Raw genomic sequence first — 23,977 nt, 5'->3', positions numbered from 1 at the left:
GCCGTTGTCGGACCGGGGCAACAACAGCGACCGTATGTCCCGGGCCGCGCAGGATACAAGCAGTCTATCGAAGGCGCAGCAACGGCGTGTCGGCCCCTCGATGAACTGTTCGCTGATCGGCCGGTTCGATGAAAAACCGGACCCCAAAAGACTTTTTTGCCCCTAGACGATTTTCAGGGCCTTGAGAATGACCAGCGATTGCTCGGCAAATGCCTCGGCCTGCTCGGTCAGTTCGGCAATGTTTTCTTCGGCAGTCGTGAGCGCCTTGCCGTCCTTGAGCAAGCCTTCACCCTGGCCGCCGATGATGCCCCACGCCAGAAGCGCCCACTCGGCCGGGTGCTTTTTGCCTTGTTTGATCGATATCAGGAACAGTTGCTGGAAGCGACTGACCGTCACGCCACCACCGGTCACCGGGCTGGCCAGGACCTGGATCTTGTGATCGAACAGCGAGCGTCTGCACAGTTGCAGATTGAGGGTGTTGCAGGTTGTCTGCACCAGTTTCTCGGCCGTTTCACTCTGGCATGGCGCCACGGCGCCCATACCGATCAACACGTTGATCGCCTGCACCAGATCGCCATAACTCAATGAAGGCGAGGCTTCCAGCAAGTGGCGCAAGGTTTTCGGTACATACGCGTCGTCCGCCAGCGCATCCAGCACCGGGCCGTAAATTTCCGCCTGCAACGTGGCTGAGCCTGCGGGCCCGGTGACGCTGCCCGCTACGCTGTCGGCCAGTTGCAACAGGGCAAAGCGGGTACTGAGCATGCGTTCGCGGTGCTCGCTGGTGGACAGCTTGTTCGCGCCGCGGATGTAAAGGTCCCGGCGGAAGTTTTGATTGACGAAGTAATCGCGCGCTTGCTCGCGCATGATCGGATGCTCGATGCTTTCCAGAAAGTCCATGCCTTCGGCGCTCAGGTTGAGCGGGTCCACCGAGTCCAGCGGCACGGCGGTTGTGGCGTAATCGAGTTTGGCAGGTGCCAGGGCATCGACCACGTCGGTGAAGTACATGCAATTCCAGTCACGGTTGAAATACTCATGGGCGACGTACTGGCGATTCTGGCCTTTGATGCTCTGGAGCTTGGCGTCCAGATTCGGCGCCGAGTTGGCATAGTTGGGGTTGGCGGCCAGCAGGGCTTCGGAGAATTGCAGCGCGGCATCGATCCGCTGATCCGGGCGAGCAGAAGTTTGCGTGGCAAAGCGGTCATGCAGGCTGAACAACTGACGCAACGGCGCCAGCGGCGACCAGCCCGGGAAGCAGTTGTAGCTGATGTACACATGACCGCCCGGCTTGAGATGACGACGGACAAACTCGACGATCAACTTGTGATTGTCACGACTGACCCAGGTCCAGATGCCGTGCAGGCTGATACTGTCGAACTGTGGCAGGTCATGGCGAGCCAGCAGTTGCTCGAAGCTGTCGTCATACAGCCGGGCATCACTGCCCCAGTCGGTTGCCAGCGCAATGGCATGGGCTGCCTGCCCGGGATGGAAATCCGTGCCGACGTAGCCGCCCGGATTGCCTGCCGCATGGATATTGATCGAGACACCCTGGCCAAAACCCAATTCGCAGTGATAACCGTCGGTACTCTCCAGCGTGGCAAAACCGCGCAGCAACAAACAATAACGCTGGAAAACCGGATTGATCTCCCGGCTATACCCGTAGGTGTAGCCCTCGTCCGTGAAATAACCTTCGTTCCAGGCATTGCTCATGCGTGACACCCTTTTCATATCGAAAGTGAAAGCCGATCTTATAAGGGGTAGTCAGGACCAATCACAAGCGGAAAAACCGTGCCACGCAGCCAGCCGTCATTGGTCAACCAATCACCCGCGCATACACCGACCGGTCGATGTTCCCGCCCGACAGGATCACCCCGACCTTTTTGCCCTGCATCCTTTCCCGCTCTTGAATGAGTGCCGCCAACGCAGCCGCGCCGGCACCTTCGGCGAGGTTGTGGGTGTCGGTGTAATACACGCGCATCGCCTCGGCGATTTCGTCCTCGCTGACCGCGACGATCCTTGTTGCGCCGGCGCCGTAGATATCGAACGCTTCAGCAATCGGTTTGCGTACGGCCAGGCCGTCGGCAAAGGTATTGGCGGAGGCGGTCTCGCAGATCGTTTTCGCCTCGAAGGACAACTTGGCGGCGGCCGCTTCCGTGGACACCACGCCCACCACCTGGGTGTCCAGACCCAGCGCATCACGCGCGGCGATCACGCCACAGATACCTGAGCCGCAACCGATCGGCACGTAGACGGTGTGCAGATCCGGCGCCGCACTGAACAGTTCCAGCGCGTAGGTCGCCACGCCCTTGACCAGTTCGGTGTGGAATGGCGGTACCAGATAGAGCCCGTGTTCCAGCGCCAGACGTGCTGCTTCCTCACGGGCCTCATCGAAATCACGCCCGTACTCGACCACTTCGCCGCCAAAGCCGCGCATGGCGTTGTTCTTTTCCAGCGAATTGCCCTGCGGCACCACAATCAATGCCTTCAGCCCTACCGCTTGCGCCGCCAGCGCCAGGCTTTGGCCGTGATTGCCGCGCGTCGCAGAGACAATGCCTTTGACGTTGGGATGTTCACGCCGCAGCCAGTGCATGAAGGTGATGCCGCCGCGCACCTTGAACGCGCCGGTCGGCGTGTGGTTTTCGTGCTTGACCCACACCGTGCAGCCCAGCCGCTCGGCCAGCAACGGCCAGCGATACTGAGCGGTGGCCGGCATCACCTGGTAAACCTGGCGGGCAGCGTGTTCGATGTCTTCGCGAGTGAATGTGTGCATGTGAGTCTCCTTGGGCGTCACTCAGTCTAGGCACAGGCACATCACGTCGGCTTTCAAAAAACTGACCTGACTTTTGCGTCCGCACTTCACTACTATGGCGCTCATGAGCCATCGAAACCGCCAGCAGCCAGCCGTCGTCCCCGAACCGGTGCGTCGTATCGAGGCCGGCCCGTGGGCGATCGAATTGCTGCCCGGCGCCGCCTACGCGACGCGCTATGTGGCAGCGCAGTCGGCAATCGGTTTTGCCTTCGACAGCCAGCGCGGCGTGCACGCGATCGGCAGCGACCGGGTGCGCCCCTTCGATGCCATGCCCAATGGTCTGGCGTTCGTACCCGTCGGCTGTGATGTGATGTCCGAGTCACCCATGGGCGGCGAATACCTGCGGGTGGTCCGCACCGACGGCATCGCGCTGGCAGGTGAGCAGGCGTTCAACAATCGCATCGACCCGCAGGCCATTGACCTCGCCTCGCGAATGCGCCGTGCGTTATTGAATGCCTCAGTGGACGATGACTGGGAAAGCTGGGCGCTCGCCTTGGCCGAGCGCGCCGAAGGCAAAGACACGCCGTCGCCCCAAGGCTCGATGACCGGCCGCCGAATGCGCCTGCTCGACGAGTTCATCGACGCCGGCCTCGACGGCCCGCTCGGCCTTCAAACCATGGCGCAACTGCTGGAATTGTCCGAAGGCTATTTCATTCGTGCCTTCAAGCAGGCCACCGGCAAAAGCCCCCACAGCTACCTGATCGACCGCCGCCTGGCCCGGGCTCGCGCATTGATGCGCGACTCCACGGCCAGCCTGTCGGAGATCGCCCTCGCCTGCGGCTTCAACTCTCAGGCGCACATGACCAGTGCGTTCAAACAGCGACTTGGCGTGAGTCCGGCGCAATTGCGCACAGGATCGCGTCACAATTCTTTCATCGGCAAAAAACGAAATCAGTGGTGAATTTTTTCGTGTCCACTTGTATCTGATCTGAAAGAAGCCGTGCCATCAAGGAGATGGCATCGGTCACGGCAAACCGCTCTGGCCCAAGCCTCTCCGGGCTTACCGGTTTGCATAAAGACAGATCAGATGCAGAGTGAATCCCATGGAATCAAAGGAAAGCGTCAGCCCGATCCGACTGAAAGACATCACCATTGTCGACGACGCCAAGATGCGCAAAGCCATTACGGCCGCCGCGCTGGGCAATGCAATGGAGTGGTTCGACTTCGGCGTCTATGGCTTCGTTGCCTACGTGCTCGGCAAGGTGTTTTTCCCCGGTGCCGATCCCGGTGTGCAGATGATCGCCGCACTGGCGACCTTCTCGGTGCCGTTCCTGATCCGGCCGCTGGGCGGCCTGTTCTTCGGCGCACTGGGTGACAAGTACGGACGACAGAAAGTCCTGGCGGCGACCATCGTGATCATGTCGCTGAGCACCTTTGCCATCGGGTTGATTCCGTCCTATGCCTCGATCGGCATCTGGGCGCCGATCCTTCTGCTGCTGGCGAAAATGGCTCAAGGGTTTTCGGTCGGCGGCGAATACACCGGCGCCTCGATCTTCGTTGCCGAATATGCACCGGATCGCAAACGTGGATTCCTCGGCAGCTGGCTGGACTTCGGCTCCATCGCCGGTTTTGTCCTCGGCGCGGGTGTGGTGGTGTTGATTTCCACGATCATCGGCGAAGAAAAATTCCAGGAATGGGGCTGGCGACTGCCCTTCTTCCTCGCCCTCCCGCTGGGCATGATCGGGCTCTACCTGCGCCACGCGCTCGAAGAAACCCCGGCGTTCCAGCAACACGTCGAGAAGCTTGAACAAGGCGACCGCGAAGGTCTGGCCAGCGGCCCGAAAGTGTCGTTCAAGGAGGTCGCGACCAAGCACTGGCGCAGCCTGATGACTTGCATCGGCGTGGTGGCGGCGACCAATGTCACCTACTACATGCTGCTCACCTACATGCCGAGTTACCTGTCGCACAACCTGCACTACAGCGAAAATCGCGGGGTGCTGATCATCATCGCGATCATGGTCGGCATGCTGTTCGTTCAGCCTGCGATCGGCTTCATCAGCGACAAGATCGGCCGTCGTCCCTTCATCATCTGCGGCAGTGTCGGTCTGTTCATCCTCGCGATTCCAGCGTTCATGCTGATCAACAGCGGCAAGATCGGCCTGATCTTTTCCGGATTGCTGATACTGGCCGTGCTGCTCAATTTCTTCATTGGCGTCATGGCCTCGACGCTGCCAGCGATGTTCCCGACCCACATCCGTTACAGCGCGCTGGCCGGGGCGTTCAACGTCTCGGTGCTGATCGCCGGCCTGACCCCGACCGTCGTGGCCTGGCTGGTGGAAGGTACGCAGAATCTGTACATGCCCGCCTACTATCTGATGGTGACTGCCGTGATCGGACTGATGACCGGGCTGACGATGAAAGAAACCGCGAACAAACCCCTGCGAGGCGCGGCACCGGCGGCTTCCGACATAGAGGAAGCGCGGGAGCTGTTGCAGGAGCACCACGACAACATCGAACAGAAGATCGAAGACATCGACGCCGAGATCGCCGAACTGCAAGCCAAACGCGAGCATCTGGCGCAGCAGCATCCGCGAATCGAATAACGATATAAGGCGTTGATCGGGCAACAGGGTGGAATTCAAACGCCCTTCTGTGGTGTTCTGTTCGTCAGGAGCCGGTCGTTTTTTCTGCCGGCTCACGCCCATTCAGCAGCTGACGATGAGGTTCGCTTCATGAGCAAAACGCCTTACGTACCACCCAGGGTCTGGACACACAGCGCGCCGTCCGGCGGCCAGTTCGCCAACATCAATCGCCCGATTGCCGGGCCGACCCACGACAAGGCATTGCCCGTCGGCAAGCACCCGTTGCAGCTGTATTCGCTGGCCACGCCCAACGGCGTCAAGGTCACCATCCTGCTCGAAGAGTTGCTGGCGCTGGGGCACACCGGGGCCGAATACGACGCCTGGTTGATCCGCATCGGCGAAGGCGATCAATTTTCCAGCGGCTTTGTCGAGATCAACCCGAACTCCAAGATCCCGGCGCTACTGGATCGTGGCGTGGAGCCGGCCATCCGGGTTTTCGAGTCCGGCTCGATCCTGCTTTACCTCGCCGAAAAATTCGGCGCCTTCCTGCCCACCGACATCGCCGGTCGCACTGAAACCCTGAACTGGCTGTTCTGGCAAATGGGCTCGGCGCCCTACCTGGGTGGTGGTTTCGGGCATTTTTACGCCTACGCGCCGGACAAACTCGAATACCCGATCAACCGCTTCACCATGGAAACCAAGCGTCAGCTGGATGTGCTCGACCGGCGCCTGGCTGAAAACCCTTATCTTGCCGGTGACAACTACACCATCGCCGACATCGCGGTCTGGCCGTGGTACGGGCAACTGGTGCGCAACAATGTGTACGGGGCGGCCGAGTTCCTGTCGGCTCATGAATACACTCATGTCCAGCGCTGGGCCGAGGAGATCGCCAACCGGCCTGCGGTCATTCGTGGGCAGCGCGTCAACCGCACCTGGGGCGATGAAGCGAGCCAGGTACCGGAACGACATGAGGCTGCTGATCTGGGCTGAGCAACCCACGCAACCCGCACCCGATAACAAAAACCAAGGGGCACCCATCGTTCATGAACATTCTCTACGACGAGCAGGTCGACGGCGCCCTGCCGGACGTCGACAAAGCGGCGCTGTTGCAGGCATTGCACACCCAGTGGCCGACGCTGGAAGTCCTGCATCAGCGCGAGGATCTCGCACCGTACGAATGTGACGGATTGTCCGCCTACCGCACCGCGCCGTTGCTGGTGGTCCTGCCCCGGCATCTCGATGAGGTGCAGGGTATTTTGCGAATCTGTCATGAGAGAAACGTGCCGGTGGTGGCCCGGGGTGCAGGCACCGGGTTATCCGGCGGGGCGTTGCCTCTGGAGAAAGGCGTGCTGCTGGTGATGGCGCGCTTCAACAACATCCTGCACATCGACCCCGACGCCCGCACGGCACGCGTTCAGCCCGGCGTTCGCAATCTGGCGATTTCCCAGGCCGCCGCTCCGTTCGGTCTGTATTACGCGCCGGATCCGTCCTCGCAGATTGCCTGCTCCATCGGCGGCAATGTGGCGGAAAATGCCGGCGGCGTGCATTGCCTCAAGTACGGCCTGACCGTGCACAACCTGCTCAAGGTCGAGATCCTGACCGTCGAGGGCGAACACCTCACGCTCGGCTCCGATGCGCTCGATTCCCCCGGTTTCGACTTGCTGGCGCTGTTCACCGGTTCCGAAGGCCTGCTGGGCGTCATCACCGAAGTCACGGTCAAACTGCTGCCCAAACCTCAGACAGCCAAAGTCTTGCTGGCCGCATTCGATTCCGTGGAAAACGCCGGCCGCGCCGTGGCTGACATCATCGCCGCGGGGATCATTCCCGGAGGCCTGGAAATGATGGACAACCTGGCCATCCGCGCCGCCGAGGACTTCATCCACGCCGGCTACCCGGTGGACGCCGAAGCCATTTTGCTCTGTGAACTCGATGGCGTCGAAGCCGACGTCCACGATGACTGCATCCGCGTCCGCCAGGTGCTGGAGAACGCCGGCGCGACGGAAGTGCGTCAAGCCAGGGACGAGGCCGAGCGCGTGCGTTTCTGGGCCGGACGCAAGAATGCCTTCCCGGCCGTGGGGCGCTTGTCGCCGGACTATTACTGCATGGACGGTACCATCCCGCGCCGCGAACTGCCCGGCGTGCTGCAAGCCATTGCGCAGTTGTCCGCCGAATACGGCTTGCGGGTGGCCAACGTGTTCCATGCCGGCGACGGCAACATGCACCCGTTGATTCTGTTCGACGCCAATCAACCCGGCGAGCTCGAACGCGCCGAAACCCTGGGAGGCAAAATCCTTGAGTTGTGCGTGAAGGTCGGCGGCAGCATCACCGGCGAGCACGGCGTGGGCCGGGAGAAAATCAACCAGATGTGCGCGCAGTTCAACAACGACGAGTTGACCCTGTTCCACGCCGTCAAAGCCGCGTTCGACCCCGGCGGTCTGCTCAATCCGGGCAAGAACATCCCGACGTTACACCGCTGCGCCGAATTCGGCGCCATGCATATTCACGCCGGACAACTGCCCTTCCCCGAGCTGGAGCGTTTCTGATGGTCCGAGAAAAGGATGTCGACGACAGCATCGCGCTGCTCGATCAGGTCAATCAGGCATTGCAGGACGCAACGCCACTGCGGATTCAGGGCGCCAACAGCAAGGCGTTTCTGGGGCGGATCGTTGCCGGAGAAATCCTCGACACCCGCACCCATCGCGGCATCGTCAGCTACGACCCGACCGAACTGGTGATCACCGCGCGTTGCGGCACTCCACTGGCCGAGCTGTTGGCGGTGCTGGACGCTTCACAACAGATGTTGCCGTGCGAACCACCGGCCTTCGCCGACGACGCGACGGTGGGCGGGATGATCGCCAGCGGACTGTCAGGCCCGCGGCGCCCGTGGTCGGGGTCGGTGCGGGATTTCGTACTCGGCACGCGGATCATCACCGGCCACGGCAAGCATCTGCGCTTTGGCGGTGAAGTCATGAAAAACGTCGCCGGTTATGACCTGTCGCGGCTGATGGCCGGCAGTTACGGCTCGCTGGGGGTAATCACCGAAGTCTCGCTCAAGGTCCTGCCCAAACCGCGCGAGTGCCTTAGCATCAGCCTGGAAATGGACAGCGAGCGGGCCTTGCTGCGTATGGCCGAGTGGGGTCAACAGCCGCTGCCGATCAGCGCCGCCTGCCACGATGGGCAGCGCCTGCACTTGCGTCTGGAGGGTGGCGAAGGCTCCGTGGCCGCAGCCCGTGATCGCCTCGGTGGCGAAATGCTCGATGGCGCTTATTGGTCAGATCTGAATGAACAGCGCCTGGATTTTTTTGATGAGGACCAGCCCCTGTGGCGCCTGTCGGTGCCGAACAACACCCCGCCGCTGGCCTTGGCCGGTGTACAAATGCTCGACTGGGGCGGCGCCCAGCGTTGGCTCAAGTCAGGAGCCGAGGCGGCACTGATTCGCAAGGTGGTTTCGGCCGTCGGCGGGCATGCGACCTGCTACAGCCATGGTTTGATCGACGCGCCGTTCCATCCCCTGCCGCCCGCCCTCCTGCACTATCACCGCCGCCTCAAGCAGCAACTTGACCCTCAGGGCATCTTCAACCCCGGTCGTCTGTACGCGGAGCTTTGAGCCATGCAAACCACTCTCAGCGAAGAAGCCCGACAACTGCCTCGCGCCGAAGAAGCCGAAAGCATCCTGCGCACTTGCGTGCACTGCGGCTTCTGCAACGCGACCTGCCCGACCTATCAGTTGCTCGGCGACGAGCTCGACGGCCCACGGGGTCGCATCTACCTGATCAAACAGGTGCTGGAAGGCAACGAAGTTACCCGCAAGACCCAGCTGCACCTGGATCGTTGCCTGTCCTGCCGCAATTGCGAAACCACCTGCCCCTCGGGTGTGGACTATCACAACCTGCTCGACATCGGCCGCGCCGTGGTTGATGCCGCTGTGCCGCGCCCCATTGGTCAACGTGTGTTGCGGGCAGGTTTGCGTGGTGTGGCACCGAATCCCGGACTGTTCAAAGGACTGGTCAGCGCTGGCCAGATCTTCCGCGCGCTGCTGCCTGATAGCCTGCAAGCCAAACTGCCGCGCAGCACCTCTGCAATCGCACCCCGCCCGGTAACGCGGCATGCCCGTCAGGTGCTGATGCTCGAAGGCTGCGTCCAACCGGGTTTGTCGCCCAACACCAACGCGGCGGCAGCACGGGTGCTGGATCGATTGGGGATCAGCATTACACCGGCGCGAAATGCCGGCTGTTGTGGCGCCGTGGACTATCACCTCGACGCCCAGGCCACCGGACTTGACCGCGCCCGCCAGAACATCGATGCGTGGTGGCCGGCCATCGAACAAGGCGCCGAAGCCATCGTGCAGACCGCCAGCGGTTGCGGCGCGTTCATCAAGGATTACGGACACCTGCTGTGCACCGATCCGGCCTATGCCGAAAAGGCGAAAACCGTGAGTGCGCTGGCGAAAGATCTGGTGGAAGTGTTGCGTGAGGAACCGCTCGAGTCCCTTGGTATTCATGCCGATCAGCGCTTGGCGTTCCACTGCCCCTGTACCTTGCAACACGCACAGAAACTCGGCGGCGCAGTGGAATCGGTGCTGACCCGGCTGGGCTTCAACCTCACGACCGTGCCGGACGCCCATCTGTGCTGTGGCTCGGCAGGCACCTATTCGATAACCCAACCGGCGCTGGCCCGGCAACTGCGCGACCAAAAGCTCAACGCCCTGGAAAGCGGTCATCCGGACATCATCGCCACCGCCAATATCGGCTGCCAGACCCACCTCGACGGCGCGGGACGCACGCAGGTCAAGCACTGGATCGAGCTGGTGGATGCAGGGTTGCCCTTGGTGAGCGAGGCGTAGGATTGCTGGCGGGGGGCAAACGATGGGCGAAAAAAAACCGCCTTTGCGGGGCGGTTTTTCGGCAAGCCTCAGTTTGCGGCTGGGGCCTGTTGTGTCTCACGGACAGAACTGACGTGCCGGAATACTATTAATCTTTGGTCTTCGTTGCAACGTTATTTTGCGTCCTATCCGAAGATAAGGAAGACTCTGGTGGACGTTTACCATCCCAAAACATGCTGACAGAAATAACGAATTACAAAACATACCAAATCTATATCCAGGATCCTCAAGATCCCGCCGCAAGACAGGTTAATATGCCAGCGCTCACTCGCCAGTACATCCGTGAGGTTTGGCTGGAACCATAACGGTTTCATGCCCTTCGACACGGTTTTGCACCCGTGCCGGAATGATGGCTCGGAGGGATCACAACCGGCCGCCTCATGGACAGAACTGACATTTATGTCCGAAGGCACACATGGTCCGGTAAGTGCGCTGGAGGTTTGGCCCCCGACCTGGAGGCCAAAACGTATGAAGCTTTTGCTGCGTACGCTGAGCCTCGTATGGAGATCGTTTCAAGCGTTTCGCTTTTACGAGTTCCTGCGAGACCACTTTGACAACCTGAAGTAACGGTTGTCGATACGGGAAAAAGCCCGTTTTGGCTTCGGCTGAAACGGGCTTTTTTTGTCTTCAAATACTGTCATTTGTATGATTTTAATAAAATTTTCCCTTCTCAGCTGTAAGGCATTTCACTGACACCTGTCATCCCGACATCCCCCTCACCGTCAGTTATGAGCTAATAGCCCCTTCATTAAACCGTCGCTGAAACGTTGTACTAGGATAGGATCCAATTTCCTGATTCGCTGTCGCCGGGCATGGAGCTGTTTTCCGGTGGTTCAGGAACACGAGTACCACACTGCAACTCATGGATGAACGACATGAACTCACAGCTGTTTCCTCACATTGGCAAGGTCATCGCCAGCACTGGCAGCCGACATTTCCCACGGATGCTGCACGACCTGATCCTGACCCAACTGGCGGTGGACGCCACGCACATCCGGCAGATGCGCGTGGAACCGGTCGGACGCGCACAGCCGCGCAGTGAGCCCGAATGCGTCAAGGAAGCATCCTTGCTGGCTGAAACGGTGTATTCCGAGTTGAGCACTCTGCCGAGTGCCAATGAATTGCCCACTCCCGAACCCTCGACGGTCACCGACGCCTCGCAATTGCATCTGACCCGGCGCAAGGACGGTTACCGCTATGTGATCTCGGTCTACCGGTGCGGCCCGTCAAAACGCTTTTCCGCCCACGAGCGCAGTTTGTTGCAGGACATTTCTCCAGTGCTGCTGCCGATGGTCGAGAAACACATCAACGCCCTGCAACCGGCGAACACTGACGCCCAGGGACAATCTCAGGAGCAATCGGACTCAACCCTGCTGGGCCTGGAAACCCTGCGCCTGCGCTTTTGCGAGCGCGTGGAGCAACTGGGGCTGAGCCTGTCGAACCGCGAAATGGAAGTGTGTGTCGGCCTGCTCGCCGGGCGCACCGCGCCTGAACTGGCCGAGCAGTTGCAACTGAAGGTCAACACCGTGGAGAGCTACCTCAAACGCGCCGCGATCAAACTGGGTATCAGCGGCCGTCACTCGCTGATGCGCTGGATGTACTCGCCAAAGGACTGCCCCGCAGCCTGCGGCCCGTCGAACGCGGCCTGACGGTTCACACGCCTGTAACGAAACCGCCCTCCTGCAAAGGACGGCGGTTTTTTTTGCACCCGTTTCAATCCCGGGCCAACGCCTCGATCGGATCGAGCCGCGACGCATTGCGCGCCGGCACGAAGCCGAACACGATGCCGATCAGGGTCGAGCAAAGCACAGCAGTGAGCACCGAGGTCAGCGAGAACACCATTTCCCATTCTTTGATGAACAGCGAGAACAAGTGGCCGATGGCGTAACTCAACGAGATACCGATGGCGCCACCCAGCAGGCAGACCATCACCGCCTCCACCAGAAACTGCTGGCGAATGTCAGACTGCCGAGCCCCGACCGCCATGCGGATGCCGATTTCACGGGTACGCTCGGTGACCGACACCAGCATGATGTTCATCACGCCGATGCCGCCCACGACCAGTGAAATCACTGCAATCAGCGACAGCAACAAGGCCAGTGAGCGGCTGGTTTTCTGTACGGTCTGCATCACGCTGTCGAGGTTGTTGGTGAAGAAATCCTTGGTGCCGTGGCGTTGCAGCATCAGCTTGTTGACGTTGTCTTCCACCACCTTGCTCGGCTGGCCGTCCTTGATCCGCACACTGATGCTGTCCAGATAACGCTGGCCCAACAGTCGGCCGGCGGCGGTTTCATAGGGCACCCAGACGTTGAGCGACTTGCTCGACGAGAAGATGTTCTTGTTCTCCGCCGCCACACCGATCACGGTGCACGGCAGGTTACCGATAAGGATCACCTGCCCCAGCGGATCAACCCCTTCGCCGAACAATCGATGGCGGGTGTTGTGATCGATCACCACCACTTGCGCCTGACGCCTTGCATCGCTTTCGCTGAACGGGATGCCCGACTCCATCTTGATCCCGCGCACCTGGAAGTACAGATCGCTGACGCCGTTGACCTGCGCATCGAGGTCGATGTTGCGGTAACGCAGCAACAGATTGCGCCCGACCACCGGCGTGGCACTGTCGACGTAGTAGAGCTGATTGAGCGCCGTCACATCCGCCGGCACCAGGGTTTCGATGGCAGCCGAACGGCTGTCGCCGAAACTGGTGCCGGAATAGATATCGATGGTGTTGCTGCCGATGGCCTGGATGTCTTTCAGGACATAGCGCTTGGCCCCTTCGCCGATGGCCGAAATCGACACCACCGAGGTGATGCCGATGACGATCCCGAGCATGGTCAGCAAGGTGCGCATCCGATGGGAGATCAGCGCGACCCAGGCCATGTTGAACGCTTCCTTGAACAACCCGAGGCTGGCCACCAGACGCCGCGCCGCCGTGGACTTGGGCGGCACTGCGTCCTCATTGGTCAGCGCCGTGGTGTCGCGCTCGTTGCGGCGGTCGCTGAGGATTTCGCCGTCGCTGACTTCGATGATGCGCTCGGCGTTGGCCGCGACCTTGGGGTCGTGGGTCACCAGAATCACCGTGTGCCCGGCGGCGTGCAGCTCCAGCAGAATACGCATCACCTCTTTGCCGCTGGTGGTGTCGAGTGCGCCGGTCGGTTCATCGGCGAGGATCACTTCGCCGCCGTTCATCAAGGCCCGGGCGATACTGACGCGCTGCTGCTGACCGCCCGACAGTTGGCTCGGACGATGAGTCAGGTGCCCTTCCAGCCCCAGCCGTGCCAGCAGCTCACGGGCCCGGGCATGACGCTGCGGTTCCGGTGTGCCGGCGTATATTGCCGGCATTTCGACGTTGTGCATCGCACTCAGATGCGGCAGCAGGTGGTAGCGCTGGAAGATGAAACCGAAGTAATCACGGCGCAGTTCGGCCAGCGCCTGATTATCCAGGTCGCGGGTTTCCCGGCCGTTGATCTTGTAGCTGCCGGCCGTGGCGTAGTCGAGGCAGCCGAGGAGGTTCATCAGGGTTGATTTGCCGGAGCCCGAGGCGCCGATGATCGCCACCATTTCCCCGGCATTGATCGTCAGGTCGATGTTCTTCAGCGCCAGAAATTCACGGTCGCCCGCGGTGAAACTGCGGCTGATGCCGGTCAGTTGCAGCAGAGGTTCGGTCATGCTCATGCCCCTGCCACTTTCGACACCGGATCACCGATCACCACCCGGTCGCCTTCGGCCAGACCACCGTTGACCTGCACCTTGACGTTGTTGTTGATCCCGGTCTGTACGTTGCGCGACTGCGCCTGGCCCTTCGCGTCCAGCACCCGCACCGGAAAACTGCCATCGTTGTTGCGCGGGCCCAGCGCGGCCACCGGAATCGTCAACACCGATTTGGCGGTGTCGAGCACTACCCGCACCTGGGCCGTCATGGAAATGCGCAAGCGGTGATCAGGGTTCGGCACCTCGAACAGCGCGTTGTAGAACACCGCCGTGTTCTGTTTTGGCGTGCCGGCGGGCGGGGTTTCGAGGAAGTTCTGCGGCGCCGGCTCAGTGCCGCGCAGCTTGCCGTAATAACGCTTGTCCTCGCCCAGAATGGTGAAATACACCTCCTGCCCCGGCGCGATGTGTATGACATCCGCCTCCGACACCTGAGCCTTGACGGTCATGGTGTCCAGATCCGCCAGTTTCAGCAGGATCGGCGCCAGTTGGTTGGCGATCACGGTCTGGCCTTCCTGAGTCACGATGCCCACCACGTCGCCGTCGATGGGCGCGACGATCCGCGTGTAGGCCAGATTGACCTTGGCGGTGTCGATCTGGATATGCGCGCTCTTGATTTGCGCATCCAGCGACAACAGATTGGCCTGCTGCACTTCGTAGTTCGATTGTGCGGTTTCAAAATCCTGCCGCGAGATCGAGGCATCCTCCTGCAGGTTCTGATAGCGCTCGTAGATCGCCTTGGTCTGCCGGAGCTGAGCCTGAGTCGCCCGGCGCTGGGCTTGCAGGTTTTCCTCATCGACCTGAGCCTGACGCAGGGTGTTCTGCAGCACCAACGGGTCGATTTCCGCCAGCCACTGGCCTTTCTTGACCTTGTCGCCGACCTTGACCTTGAGCGACTTCAACTGCCCCGAGACCTGGGCACCAACATCCACCTGTTTGATGCCCTCCAGCAAACCGGTGGCCAACACTGCGTTTTCAATGTCACCGCGTTCGACCGTGGCGGTCAGGTATTGCGGTGCTTCGGCCGGTGCCTGCACCGTGTAGAAGACCAACCCGGCCACCAGCGTCAACGCGATTCCCAGACCGACTTTGCGCAACTTCGACTGTTCCATAAATGACCACAATTCCGTTCAGGGTTGAGCCCGGCCAGCGGCCGGGTTCCAGGATAAAGACTTCAATCAGGACAACACTTGGCCAGCCACCACCGTCAACCCGTCATGCCACCACGCCGCGAGACTGAAGACGTTGGGCGCCTTGAGAATCGTGAAGTGGTTGCCAGGGCCGTACCACACCGCCAGATCCCTGGCCTCGCGCTGCCAGCCTTCGAGCATTGCAACCTGTTCGCGCTGGTTGCCCGACGCATCCAGCATCGGGTCGTCCACCAGCGCCAGACGCACCGGCCCGGTGTAGGCCAGAGCCGGCCGATAGACCGTGCGCAGCGCGGTGGCGAACGTGCGCACCGGGCCCTGCATCGCATCGGTTGACGCACGTTCAGACAGCACACCCGCGTGCACCATCCCGTCATGCAGCAGGCGCATTTGCGTGGTGTCGTCAGCTTCGGCGAAGGCCAGCGCATCAATGCCCAAAGACTTGCCGCTGGACAGTTGCAGCGACTCGATCAGTCGCAGCAGCGCTGCCGTGGTGGTGTAAGGCTTGCCCACCACGCTGTTGCCGCCCGGCGATTCGCTGTCGATCAGGGTCAGGGACGCCACCTCGCGCCCCGCAGCCTGCAACTGCGCCGCCATGGCGTACGCCACCCAGCCACCGAACGAATGCCCGATCAGATGCACCGGCCCTTGCGGGTACAACTGCTCAAGCGCCCGCAGGTAGAACATGGCGGCACTTTCGACCCGACTGTGCGGCACCGTCGCGCCGTCGAGGCCCCGGGGTTGAAGCCCGTAAATCGGCCACTCCGGCCCCAGCGCCTCGGTCAGATGGATAAACCCGGTGACACTGTCACCGGCCCCCGGCACACAGAAAATCGGCGCATGCCCGGTGTAGCCGGTCTGGATCGTCAACAACGGCTGATACGCCCGGGATTCGACCACTGCCGATACCTGCAATGCCTGACTCAGCGCCTGACCGAGCACGTGCACATGCGGCGCCTGCATCATGCTTTGGTGATCGCCCGGCACGTCGATGCAATGCAGGAGCGTGGCCGGCACCTCGTCCGCCCAGCCCAGGGTCGGATGACGACGAGACAGCTCTGTCGGATGCTCCTGCGCCCGGAACAGATGCAACGGGATGCCCAATGGATTGATCCGGTAATGCGCCAGCGCATGCCCGTGGGCGACCTCGCGGTCGAGGTAATGCCAGAGGTCTTGAGGCGCGGCGGCGGCCATGTCCGGGTGCAGCAATTGCTCCTCCCGGCAGCGCTGCAACAGCGGCTGGAAGTCGATCTGCTCCAGCTCGGTCTGCAACACCGCCAGATGCGCCAGCGCGGCTTGTCCCGCGTCGCCAAGAGAGGCCTGGTACATCGTGCAGTGCTGCAACAACTGGCGCTTGTGCGCATGCTCGTCGCTCCAGCGCGCCTTGCCCTGGTCGGTCAGGCGCGGCACGAAACTGTCAATCAGACCGACGAAGGACACTGCCTCATCCATACCGAGCAACTGCATCGCCACTTCATAGGCCAGCACCCCGCCAAACGACCAGCCGGCCAGACGATAAGGCCCTTGCGGCTGCACCGAACGGATGATCTCCACCATGCGCGCCGCCATACATTCCATGGTGCGCAGCGGTGCCTTGCCGAACGGGATGCCCGGCAGGCCGTAGATCGGGAAATCGCCCTCGATGTGCAGGCCCAGCGCCGGGAAGTAAGCGTCCATCCCGCTGAACTCATGCATCAGGAACAACGGCGTATCTGCGCCACCAGCCCGCACCACGACCAGCCCGTCATCCTGCTGTTCTGCGCCTGTGCGCTGGCTGAGCAACGTGCCGAGCGACTCGATGCTGGCGTGCTGGAACAGCTCGGCCAGCGTCACCTCCAGGCCGTTCTGTTGCATCAGGTTGACCAGACGAATCGCCAGCAACGAATGCCCGCCCAGCTCGAAGAAGTTGTCGTGACGACCAACCTGCTCGACCTGCAACACCTCGGCCCACAACTGAGCGAGGGTTTCCTCGAGCGGATTGGCCGGGGCTTCATAGGTACGACTGAGTAGTGCATCCTGCGTCGGAACTGGCAACGCCTTGCGGTCGACCTTGCCGTTGTTGTTCAGCGGCAACGCGTCGAGCTGCACCCAGGCCGACGGCACCATGTATTCCGGCAGACGTGCTTGCAATTGACCGCGCAGGCTGGCGCTGTCGATGCCCTCTTCGGCGGTGAAATACGCCACCAGACGCAGCGGCTCCTGACCGTCCTGGCGGGCCAGCACGATGGCTTCCTTGACCCCTTCGCAGTTCAGCAGGCGGTTTTCGATTTCCCCCAGTTCGATGCGGAAGCCACGAATCTTCACCTGATCGTCGTTACGACCGATGCATTCCAGTTGCCCCGGTGCGAGCCAGCGTGCGAGGTCGCCGGTGCGGTACAGCAACGCGCCCGGTTGATCGCCGAACGGGTCTTGCAGGAATTTCTCGGCGGTCAGGTCCGGGCGATTGAGGTAACCCAGCGCCACGCCTTGCCCGCCGATGTACAACTCGCCGGTGACGCCCATCGGTACCGGTTGCTGGCGGGCATCGAGTACATAGACCTGGGTGTTGGAGATCGGGCCGCCAATCGGCACGCTGTCGGCATCGTCCGCCACTTCGCGCACTTCGAAAGTAGTCGCGTAGGTAGTGGTTTCGGTCGGGCCGTAGCAGTGGACAATGCGCAGGTTCGGCGCCTCGGCCAGCAAGCGGCGGAAGGCTGCCGGGTCGGCGCGTTCGCCACCGCACAACACCATGCGCAGGCCTTTGAGGGCCTCGGGGATCAGTTGCACGTACTGGTTGAACAGTGCGGTGGTGACGAACAGGATCGTCGCACCGGTGTTGGCCAGTTCACGTCCAAAGGCTTGTGGATCGAGCAAGGTCGCGTGATCGATTACCACCACGCGCCCGCCATTGAGCAACGGCCCCCAGACATCCATGGTGCTGGCGTCGAACGCCGGGTTGGAGGCAAACGCCACACAGTCCTGCGCATTGAAATCCGCATAACCGTTGTTGATCACCAGCCGACCGATCGCCCGGTGCGGCACCATCACTCCTTTCGGCGTGCCGGTGGAGCCGGAGGTGTACATGATGTAGGCCAGCGATTCCGAGGACTGCGGCAGATCCGGGTTGTGCGTCGGTTGCGCATCAAGCTTCAGCACATCCAGATCGATCCGGCGTACGGCGTAATCAACCGTTTCAGTGCTGAAGGTCAACAGCGCTTTCGCCCCGCAGTCCTCGACCATGAACGCCTGACGCTCGGCCGGTGCGTTGATGTCCAGCGGCACATACGCCGCCGCGCACTTGCCGATGGCCAGTTGCGCGATCAGCAGATCCAGCGAGCGTGGCAGCAGGATCGCCACATGATCGCCCGGTTGCACACCTTGGCCGATCAAGTGATGGGCCAGGCGATTGGCCCGCTCATTCAACTCAAAGTAGCTCAGCGATTGCGCACCATGCACGGCTGCCACCGCTTGCGGATGCTTCGTCACCTGCTGTTCGAACAGACGATGAACCGTCAACGTCGCCGGGTAATCCCGTTGAGTGGCGTTGAACTCGACCAGCAGTTGCCGCCGCTCATCCCGCGGCAGGATCGACAACTGATCGATGCCCAGTTGCGGCGTCCGCTCCAGCGCCTGCAACAAGCTGTCGACCGCAAGATCCATGTAGTCGCAGATCCGCTCGGCGTCGATCCCGGACGTGGTCAACGCGGTCAGGCTGAAGTCTTCGCCCAGGTCATCGACGCTCAGGCTCAGGCGATAGTTGCTGTGTTCTTCGGCATTGAGCAACTGCATGCCCTGCCATGCCGCCACGACTTCGTCGGACGGCGTACCCCCGCCGCCACTGTGGCGGTAATTGAACAACGCATTGAACAGCGGCGACCCCGGGGCCATGGCGCTGCAACGTTGCACCAGCGCCAGCGGCGCGTGTTCGTGATGCAGCAAGCGGTTCAAGCGCTGATGGGTTGCCAGCGCCGCTTCTTTCACCGATTGCCCGTCCAGATCGATGCGCAGCGGCAGCGTGTTGATGAACACGCCCAGCGCCCGTTCGGCACCTTCACCGCCGTGCAACCGGCCGAGCATGACGGTGCCGAACACCACGTTTTCACGCCCCGACAGTTGTCCCAGCACACTGGCCCAGGCCAGGTGCATCAGGCTGGCGGCGCTGATGCCCAGGCGCCTGGCCTTGGCCCTGACCCGCTGGCTCAGCGCGGTGTTCAGCAGCCGCTGCGCATGCCCGTTACCGCTGTCCGCGACAGAACTCTGGCCATACGGCAGGGTCGGTTCGTCGATATCGCCGAGCATGTCACGGAAGAACGTCTCATGTTCCTCTTCGCTCAGCCCCGAGCGAGTACGGGCGACATAGGTGCGATAAGGCACCGGTTCGGCCAGTTGCCGCACCTGGCCGAGCAGGACTGCCTGCATCTCGTGGCGCAGAACCTCGAGCGCAATGTGGTCCATGACCAGGTGATGGAACAGCAGCAGCGCCACCACGCGCCGATTGACCGCGTCCCAGCCGTGCACCACTCGCATCAATGGCGCCTGTGTGACGGCCATGCGGTATTGCCGGGTATCGAACCGACTGCGCAACTGATCGAGTGCATCAGTTTCGCCAGCATCCAGCTCCACCGTTTCACACACCAGCGACGCCTGACGCCAGACCACTTGCACCGGCTCTTGCAGACCGTCCCAGAACAGCGACGTGCGCAGGATGTCATGGCGCTCGATCACGGCCTGCAAGGCTTCGGCAAACACCCTCAGGCGTGACTCATTGGCAAAGGCGAACTGCGCCTGCAACACATACGGATCGCCCTGGGGTGCCGACAAGTGATGGAACAGGATGCCGGCCTGCAGCGGCGCCAGCGGGTAAATGTCCTGCACGTTGACCGCGCCGCCGGGAATGCTGGCGACAATGCGGTCGATGGCGGGCTGATCCAGTGCAACCAGTGGCAGCATGTCCGGGGTGATGTGTTTGCAGTCCGGTGCAATCCGGTTGGCCGGGATTTCGCTCTCCGTCTCATCGCCGACCGCGGCGGCCAGTGCGGCGAGCGTCGGCTGGCTGAACAGCACACGCACATCAGCCGTCAGCCCGACGTGGCGCATCCGCGCCACCAGGTTGACTGCCATCAGCGAGTGTCCGCCCAGTTCGAAGAAGTTGTCGTGGCGCCCTACTCGCTCCACCTTGAGCAGTTCGGCCCACAACCCTGCGAGGAGAATTTCCACTTCGCCGACCGGGGCTTCGTATTCGCGGGCAATGACTGCACTCTGATCTGGCGCGGGCAAGGCCTTGCGGTCGAGTTTGCCGTTGGGACTCAGCGGCAACGCCTCCAGATGCACGAACACTGCGGGCACCATGTAATCCGGCAGGTGCTCGAGCAAGTGACCGCGCAGCACGTCGATTTCCAGACGTGCGCCGGTGTAGTAGGCGACAAGGCGCTTGTCTCCCGGCACGTCTTCGCGGGCCAGCACCGCCGCTTCCTGCACACCGCCGATGTCGGTCAGGCGAGACTGGATTTCACCGAGTTCGATGCGCAGGCCACGGATCTTCACCTGATCGTCGTTGCGGCCCAGGTATTCGATGTTGCCGTCGGCCAGATAACGGGCGACGTCGCCGGTACGGTACATCCGGCCGTTTGGCTGGAATGGATCCTGAAGGAAACGTTCGGCGCTGAGTTCAGGACGATTCAGGTAACCGCGAGCCACTTGTACCCCGCCGATGTACAGCTCGCCGACCACGCCTTGCGGCACCGGTTGCTGCTGGGCATCGAGGATGTACATGCGGGTGTTGGCGATTGGTTTGCCGATGGGCGTGTTGTCTGGCGTTAGCTCCAACGGCCCGGCGCAATCCCATGCGGTAACGTCCACTGCCGCTTCGGTCGGGCCGTACAGGTTGTGCAAGCCGCTGCCCGGTAATTGCTGCTTGAAGCGCCGCACCAGACTGCCCGGCAACGCTTCACCGCTGCACATCACCTGACGTAAACCGTTGCAACGTGCGGTGTCACCGTGAGCGAGGAACACGTCGAGCATCGACGGCACGAAGTGCAGCGTGGTGATGCGTTCGCGCTCGATCACTTCGCTCAGATAGAGCGGATCCTTGTGACCGCCCGGACGCGCCATCACCAGTCGGGCGCCGGTCATCAGTGGCCAGAAGAACTCCCAGACCGAGACGTCGAAACTGAACGGGGTTTTCTGCAGCACCACGTCCTCAGCCGTCAGGCGATAAGCGTCCTGCATCCACAGCAAGCGGTTGACCACCCCGCTGTGCTCGTTGATCACGCCTTTCGGCTGGCCGGTGGAACCGGAGGTGTAGATCACATAGGCCGTGTGTTGCGGAGTCAGTCCGTCGACGGACAAGTTATCCGCCGACAACGATTGCCAGGTGTTGCGATCCAGATCGACCACCGGCACCGCGACCTCACCCAACAACCCGCGAGTCGAACCCTGCACCAACACCGCCGACGGCGCGCTGTCCTCCAGCATGTAGGCCAGACGTTCCAGCGGATACGCCGGATCCAGCGGCACATAACCGCCACCGGCCTTCAGAATCGCCAGCAACCCGACCACCATCTCCAGCCCCCGCTCGACGCAGATCGCCACCCGCGCATCCGGGCCAACGCCCAGTCCGCGCAAGTGATGCGCCAAACGGTTGGCCCGAGCGTTCAGCTCGGCATAGCTCAGCCGCTGTTCGCCTGAGAGCACCGCCACAGCCTGCGGCGTGCGCAAGACCTGCGCTTCGAACAGACCGTGGATGCTCTGCTCCAGATCGTAATCAACGTCAGTGGCATTGAAGTCATGCAGCAAGTGCCGACGCTCATCCTCCGCCAGCACATCGACCTGCTCCAGCAACGCCTGATCGTTGCTGACCATGGCCCGCAACAACTGCTGCAAGTAACCGGCAAAACGCTGAACCGTCGATTCATCGAACAGCGCCGTAGCGTATTCCAGCGAACCCCGGATCACGCCTTGGGCCTCGCCCAACGTCAGCGACAGGTCGAACTTGGCAAAGTGGCTCGGCTCGGCCACACCTTCCAGCGTCAGGTCACCGAGGGCCAGCGTCGCACCACTGCCGCTGTCCCAGCTCAGCAATGTCTGGAACAAAGGGCTGTGTGACAGGCTGCGCACTGGCCGGGTAATTTCCACTACCTGCTCGAACGGCAGGTCCTGATGGGCCTGCGCCTCAAGGGTGCGGGCCTTGACCCGGGCCAGCAACGCCTCGACGGTGAGCGCGCCCGAAGTGTCGAGGCGCACGGCCAGCGTATTGACGAACAACCCGATCAGCCCTTCGATTTCCGCCCGGTTGCGATTGGCGACGGGCGAACCGATCACTACGTCCGATTGGCCGGACAAGCGACCGAGCAACATCGCCCACGCACTCATCACCGCCATGTAAGGCGTCACGCCGTGGCGTTGGCACAGCGCCTTGAGCCCGGCGCTCAAACGCTCATCCAGCCGGATGTCGACACTGCTGCCGGCGTAATCCTGCTGTGCCGAGCGTGGACGGTCGGTCGGCAGCATCAGCAAGGCCGGCGCACCGGCCAGGGTCTGCTGCCAGAAATCGCTCTGACGCTGCAAGACTTCACCGCTCAACCAGCGGCGCTGCCACACGGCGTAATCGGTGTATTGCAACGCCAACGGCGGTAGCGGATCGGCCTCGCCATGGCTGAACGCCTGATACAGCGCCATCAATTCGCGGGTCAGGACGCCCATCGACCAGCCATCGGAGATGATGTGGTGCAGGGTCAGCAGCAACACATGATGATCATCGGCCAGTCGCACCAGACGCCCGCGAATCAACGGGTCGTCCTGCAAATCGAACGGCCCCGAGGCTTCACCCTGAATCAGCGCGAGCAAGGCGTCGTCGGCTTGCGGGTGGTGGCGCAAATCTTCGACCCGCAGCAGCACACCGCTGTCGAGCGGCGCGATCAGCACCTGGGCTTCATCGTTGAACTGGGCGAAGCGGCTGCGCAGGGTTTCGTGACGCTCAACGATCCGCGCCAGTGCTCGTTGCAGGGCGGTTTCGTCGAGGCGACCGCGCAGGCGCAGGCCGAGGGGAATGTTGTAGGCGGTGTTGGCGCCTTCCAGTTGCGCCATGAACCACAACCGTTGTTGAGCGAACGATAACGGTAACGCGCCGTCCCGCGGCGCCGGCATGATCGGCGGTTGCGTGCAGCGCCCGGCCTGGGCCAGCACCTCGGCGACCGCTGACAGTTCGGCATTGGCGAACAGCTCAGCGAGCGTCAGTTCCACCCCCAGCCGCTGGCGCACCTGAGACAGCATGCGCATCGCCAGCAACGAATGACCGCCCAGCTCGAAAAAGTGATCCTGACGTCCGACCTGCTCAACTTGCAGCACGTCGGCCCAGATCTGCGCCAGAGTGGTTTCCAGTTCACCTTGCGGTGCTTGATAGTCGCGGGTGAACAAGGCGCTGCGATCCGGCATTGGCAAGGCCTTGCGGTCAACCTTGCCGTTGGCGGTCAGCGGCAGCGCGTCGAGCCTGACGAAGGCCGCCGGCACCATGTACTCCGGCAACTGGGTCAACAGGTGCGCCCGCAGTTCGGCCACGGCCAACGGTTCGACCTGTGCCTGCTCGGTGAAATACGCCACCAGCCGCACCTGGCCGGGCTCGTCTTCGCGGGCCACCAGCACCGCTTCCTGAATGCCGAGCAACTGATTGAGGCGGGTTTCGATTTCGCCCAGCTCGACCCGAACGCCACGGATTTTCACCTGATCGTCGTTGCGCCCCAGATACTCGATGGAACCGTCGGCGCGCCAGCGCGCCAGATCACCTGTGCGGTACATCCGGCCGTGATTGAACGGGTCACGCAGGAAACGTTCTTCGGTCAGATCCGCACGATTCAGGTAGCCCCGGGCCACACCGGCGCCACCCACATACAGCTCCCCCGCCACGCCGACAGGTACCGGGCGCTGCTGTTCA

General features: G+C 62.0%; 12 protein-coding genes (1 of these 12 cut by a window edge). 7 read left to right on the top strand and 5 right to left on the bottom strand.

What is annotated here, in order from left to right:
• Positions 1–162: 162 nt before the first annotated feature.
• Positions 163–1,707: a methyltransferase regulatory domain-containing protein gene (locus tag IF199_RS11990; RefSeq protein ID WP_192560493.1), complete on the bottom strand. Its 1,545-nt coding sequence runs from the start codon at positions 1,705–1,707 to the stop codon at positions 163–165.
• Positions 1,708–1,810: 103 nt separating this feature from the next.
• Positions 1,811–2,767 (bottom strand): threonine dehydratase, encoded by a 957-nt coding sequence (locus IF199_RS11985; RefSeq protein ID WP_192560492.1) that lies wholly within the window; start codon positions 2,765–2,767, stop codon positions 1,811–1,813.
• A 94-nt stretch (positions 2,768–2,861) separates the two neighbouring features.
• Between IF199_RS11985 and IF199_RS11980 the strand changes: the two genes are divergently transcribed.
• The 7 genes from IF199_RS11980 (at position 2,862) to IF199_RS11950 (ending at position 11,859) form a co-directional block, all read left to right on the top strand.
• Positions 2,862–3,707: a helix-turn-helix transcriptional regulator gene (locus IF199_RS11980; RefSeq protein WP_192560491.1), complete on the top strand. Its 846-nt coding sequence runs from the start codon at positions 2,862–2,864 to the stop codon at positions 3,705–3,707.
• 142 nt (positions 3,708–3,849) lie between these two features.
• Complete coding sequence (gene proP / locus IF199_RS11975; protein ID WP_192560490.1) at positions 3,850–5,349, top strand: glycine betaine/L-proline transporter ProP; 1,500 nt, start codon at positions 3,850–3,852, stop codon at positions 5,347–5,349.
• A 129-nt stretch (positions 5,350–5,478) separates the two neighbouring features.
• Positions 5,479–6,318 carry a glutathione-dependent disulfide-bond oxidoreductase gene (gene yghU / locus IF199_RS11970; RefSeq protein ID WP_192560489.1) on the top strand — a complete coding sequence of 280 codons (840 nt, stop codon included), beginning with the start codon at positions 5,479–5,481 and terminating at the stop codon, positions 6,316–6,318.
• A gap of 53 nt (positions 6,319–6,371) precedes the next feature.
• A complete protein-coding gene (gene glcD, locus IF199_RS11965) occupies positions 6,372–7,871 on the top strand; it encodes a glycolate oxidase subunit GlcD (protein ID WP_192560488.1) in 1,500 nt (499 codons plus the stop codon).
• Positions 7,871–8,935, top strand: coding sequence for a glycolate oxidase subunit GlcE (glcE, locus tag IF199_RS11960; RefSeq protein ID WP_192560487.1), 1,065 nt, complete (start codon positions 7,871–7,873; stop codon positions 8,933–8,935). The genes glcD and glcE overlap by 1 nt, the downstream gene beginning before the upstream one ends.
• A gap of 3 nt (positions 8,936–8,938) precedes the next feature.
• Positions 8,939–10,171: a glycolate oxidase subunit GlcF gene (gene glcF / locus IF199_RS11955; protein WP_192560486.1), complete on the top strand. Its 1,233-nt coding sequence runs from the start codon at positions 8,939–8,941 to the stop codon at positions 10,169–10,171.
• Positions 10,172–11,085: 914 nt separating this feature from the next.
• A complete protein-coding gene (locus IF199_RS11950) occupies positions 11,086–11,859 on the top strand; it encodes a helix-turn-helix transcriptional regulator (RefSeq protein ID WP_096820710.1) in 774 nt (257 codons plus the stop codon).
• A gap of 64 nt (positions 11,860–11,923) precedes the next feature.
• Here the strand turns inward: IF199_RS11950 and IF199_RS11945 are convergent, their stop codons facing one another.
• The 3 genes from IF199_RS11945 to IF199_RS11935 form a co-directional block, all read right to left on the bottom strand.
• On the bottom strand, positions 11,924–13,882 hold the full coding sequence (locus IF199_RS11945) for a MacB family efflux pump subunit (RefSeq protein ID WP_096820567.1): 1,959 nt from the start codon (positions 13,880–13,882) through the stop codon (positions 11,924–11,926).
• A 2-nt stretch (positions 13,883–13,884) separates the two neighbouring features.
• Positions 13,885–15,033: a macrolide transporter subunit MacA gene (gene macA / locus IF199_RS11940; RefSeq protein WP_192560485.1), complete on the bottom strand. Its 1,149-nt coding sequence runs from the start codon at positions 15,031–15,033 to the stop codon at positions 13,885–13,887.
• A gap of 66 nt (positions 15,034–15,099) precedes the next feature.
• Positions 15,100–23,977, bottom strand: partial view of a non-ribosomal peptide synthetase gene (locus tag IF199_RS11935; protein WP_192560484.1) — the 3' portion only. It continues 5,771 nt past the right edge of the window; 8,878 of the gene's 14,649 nt are visible here — the last part of the coding sequence; its start codon lies off the right edge, out of view — the gene reads right to left on this strand; its stop codon occupies positions 15,100–15,102.

The organism is Pseudomonas allokribbensis (assembly GCF_014863605.1).
Taxonomy (GTDB): Bacteria; Pseudomonadota; Gammaproteobacteria; order Pseudomonadales; family Pseudomonadaceae; genus Aquipseudomonas; species Aquipseudomonas allokribbensis.
Note: the sequence above shows the minus strand (reverse complement) of the source record. Positions and strands in the feature narration are given on the sequence as shown.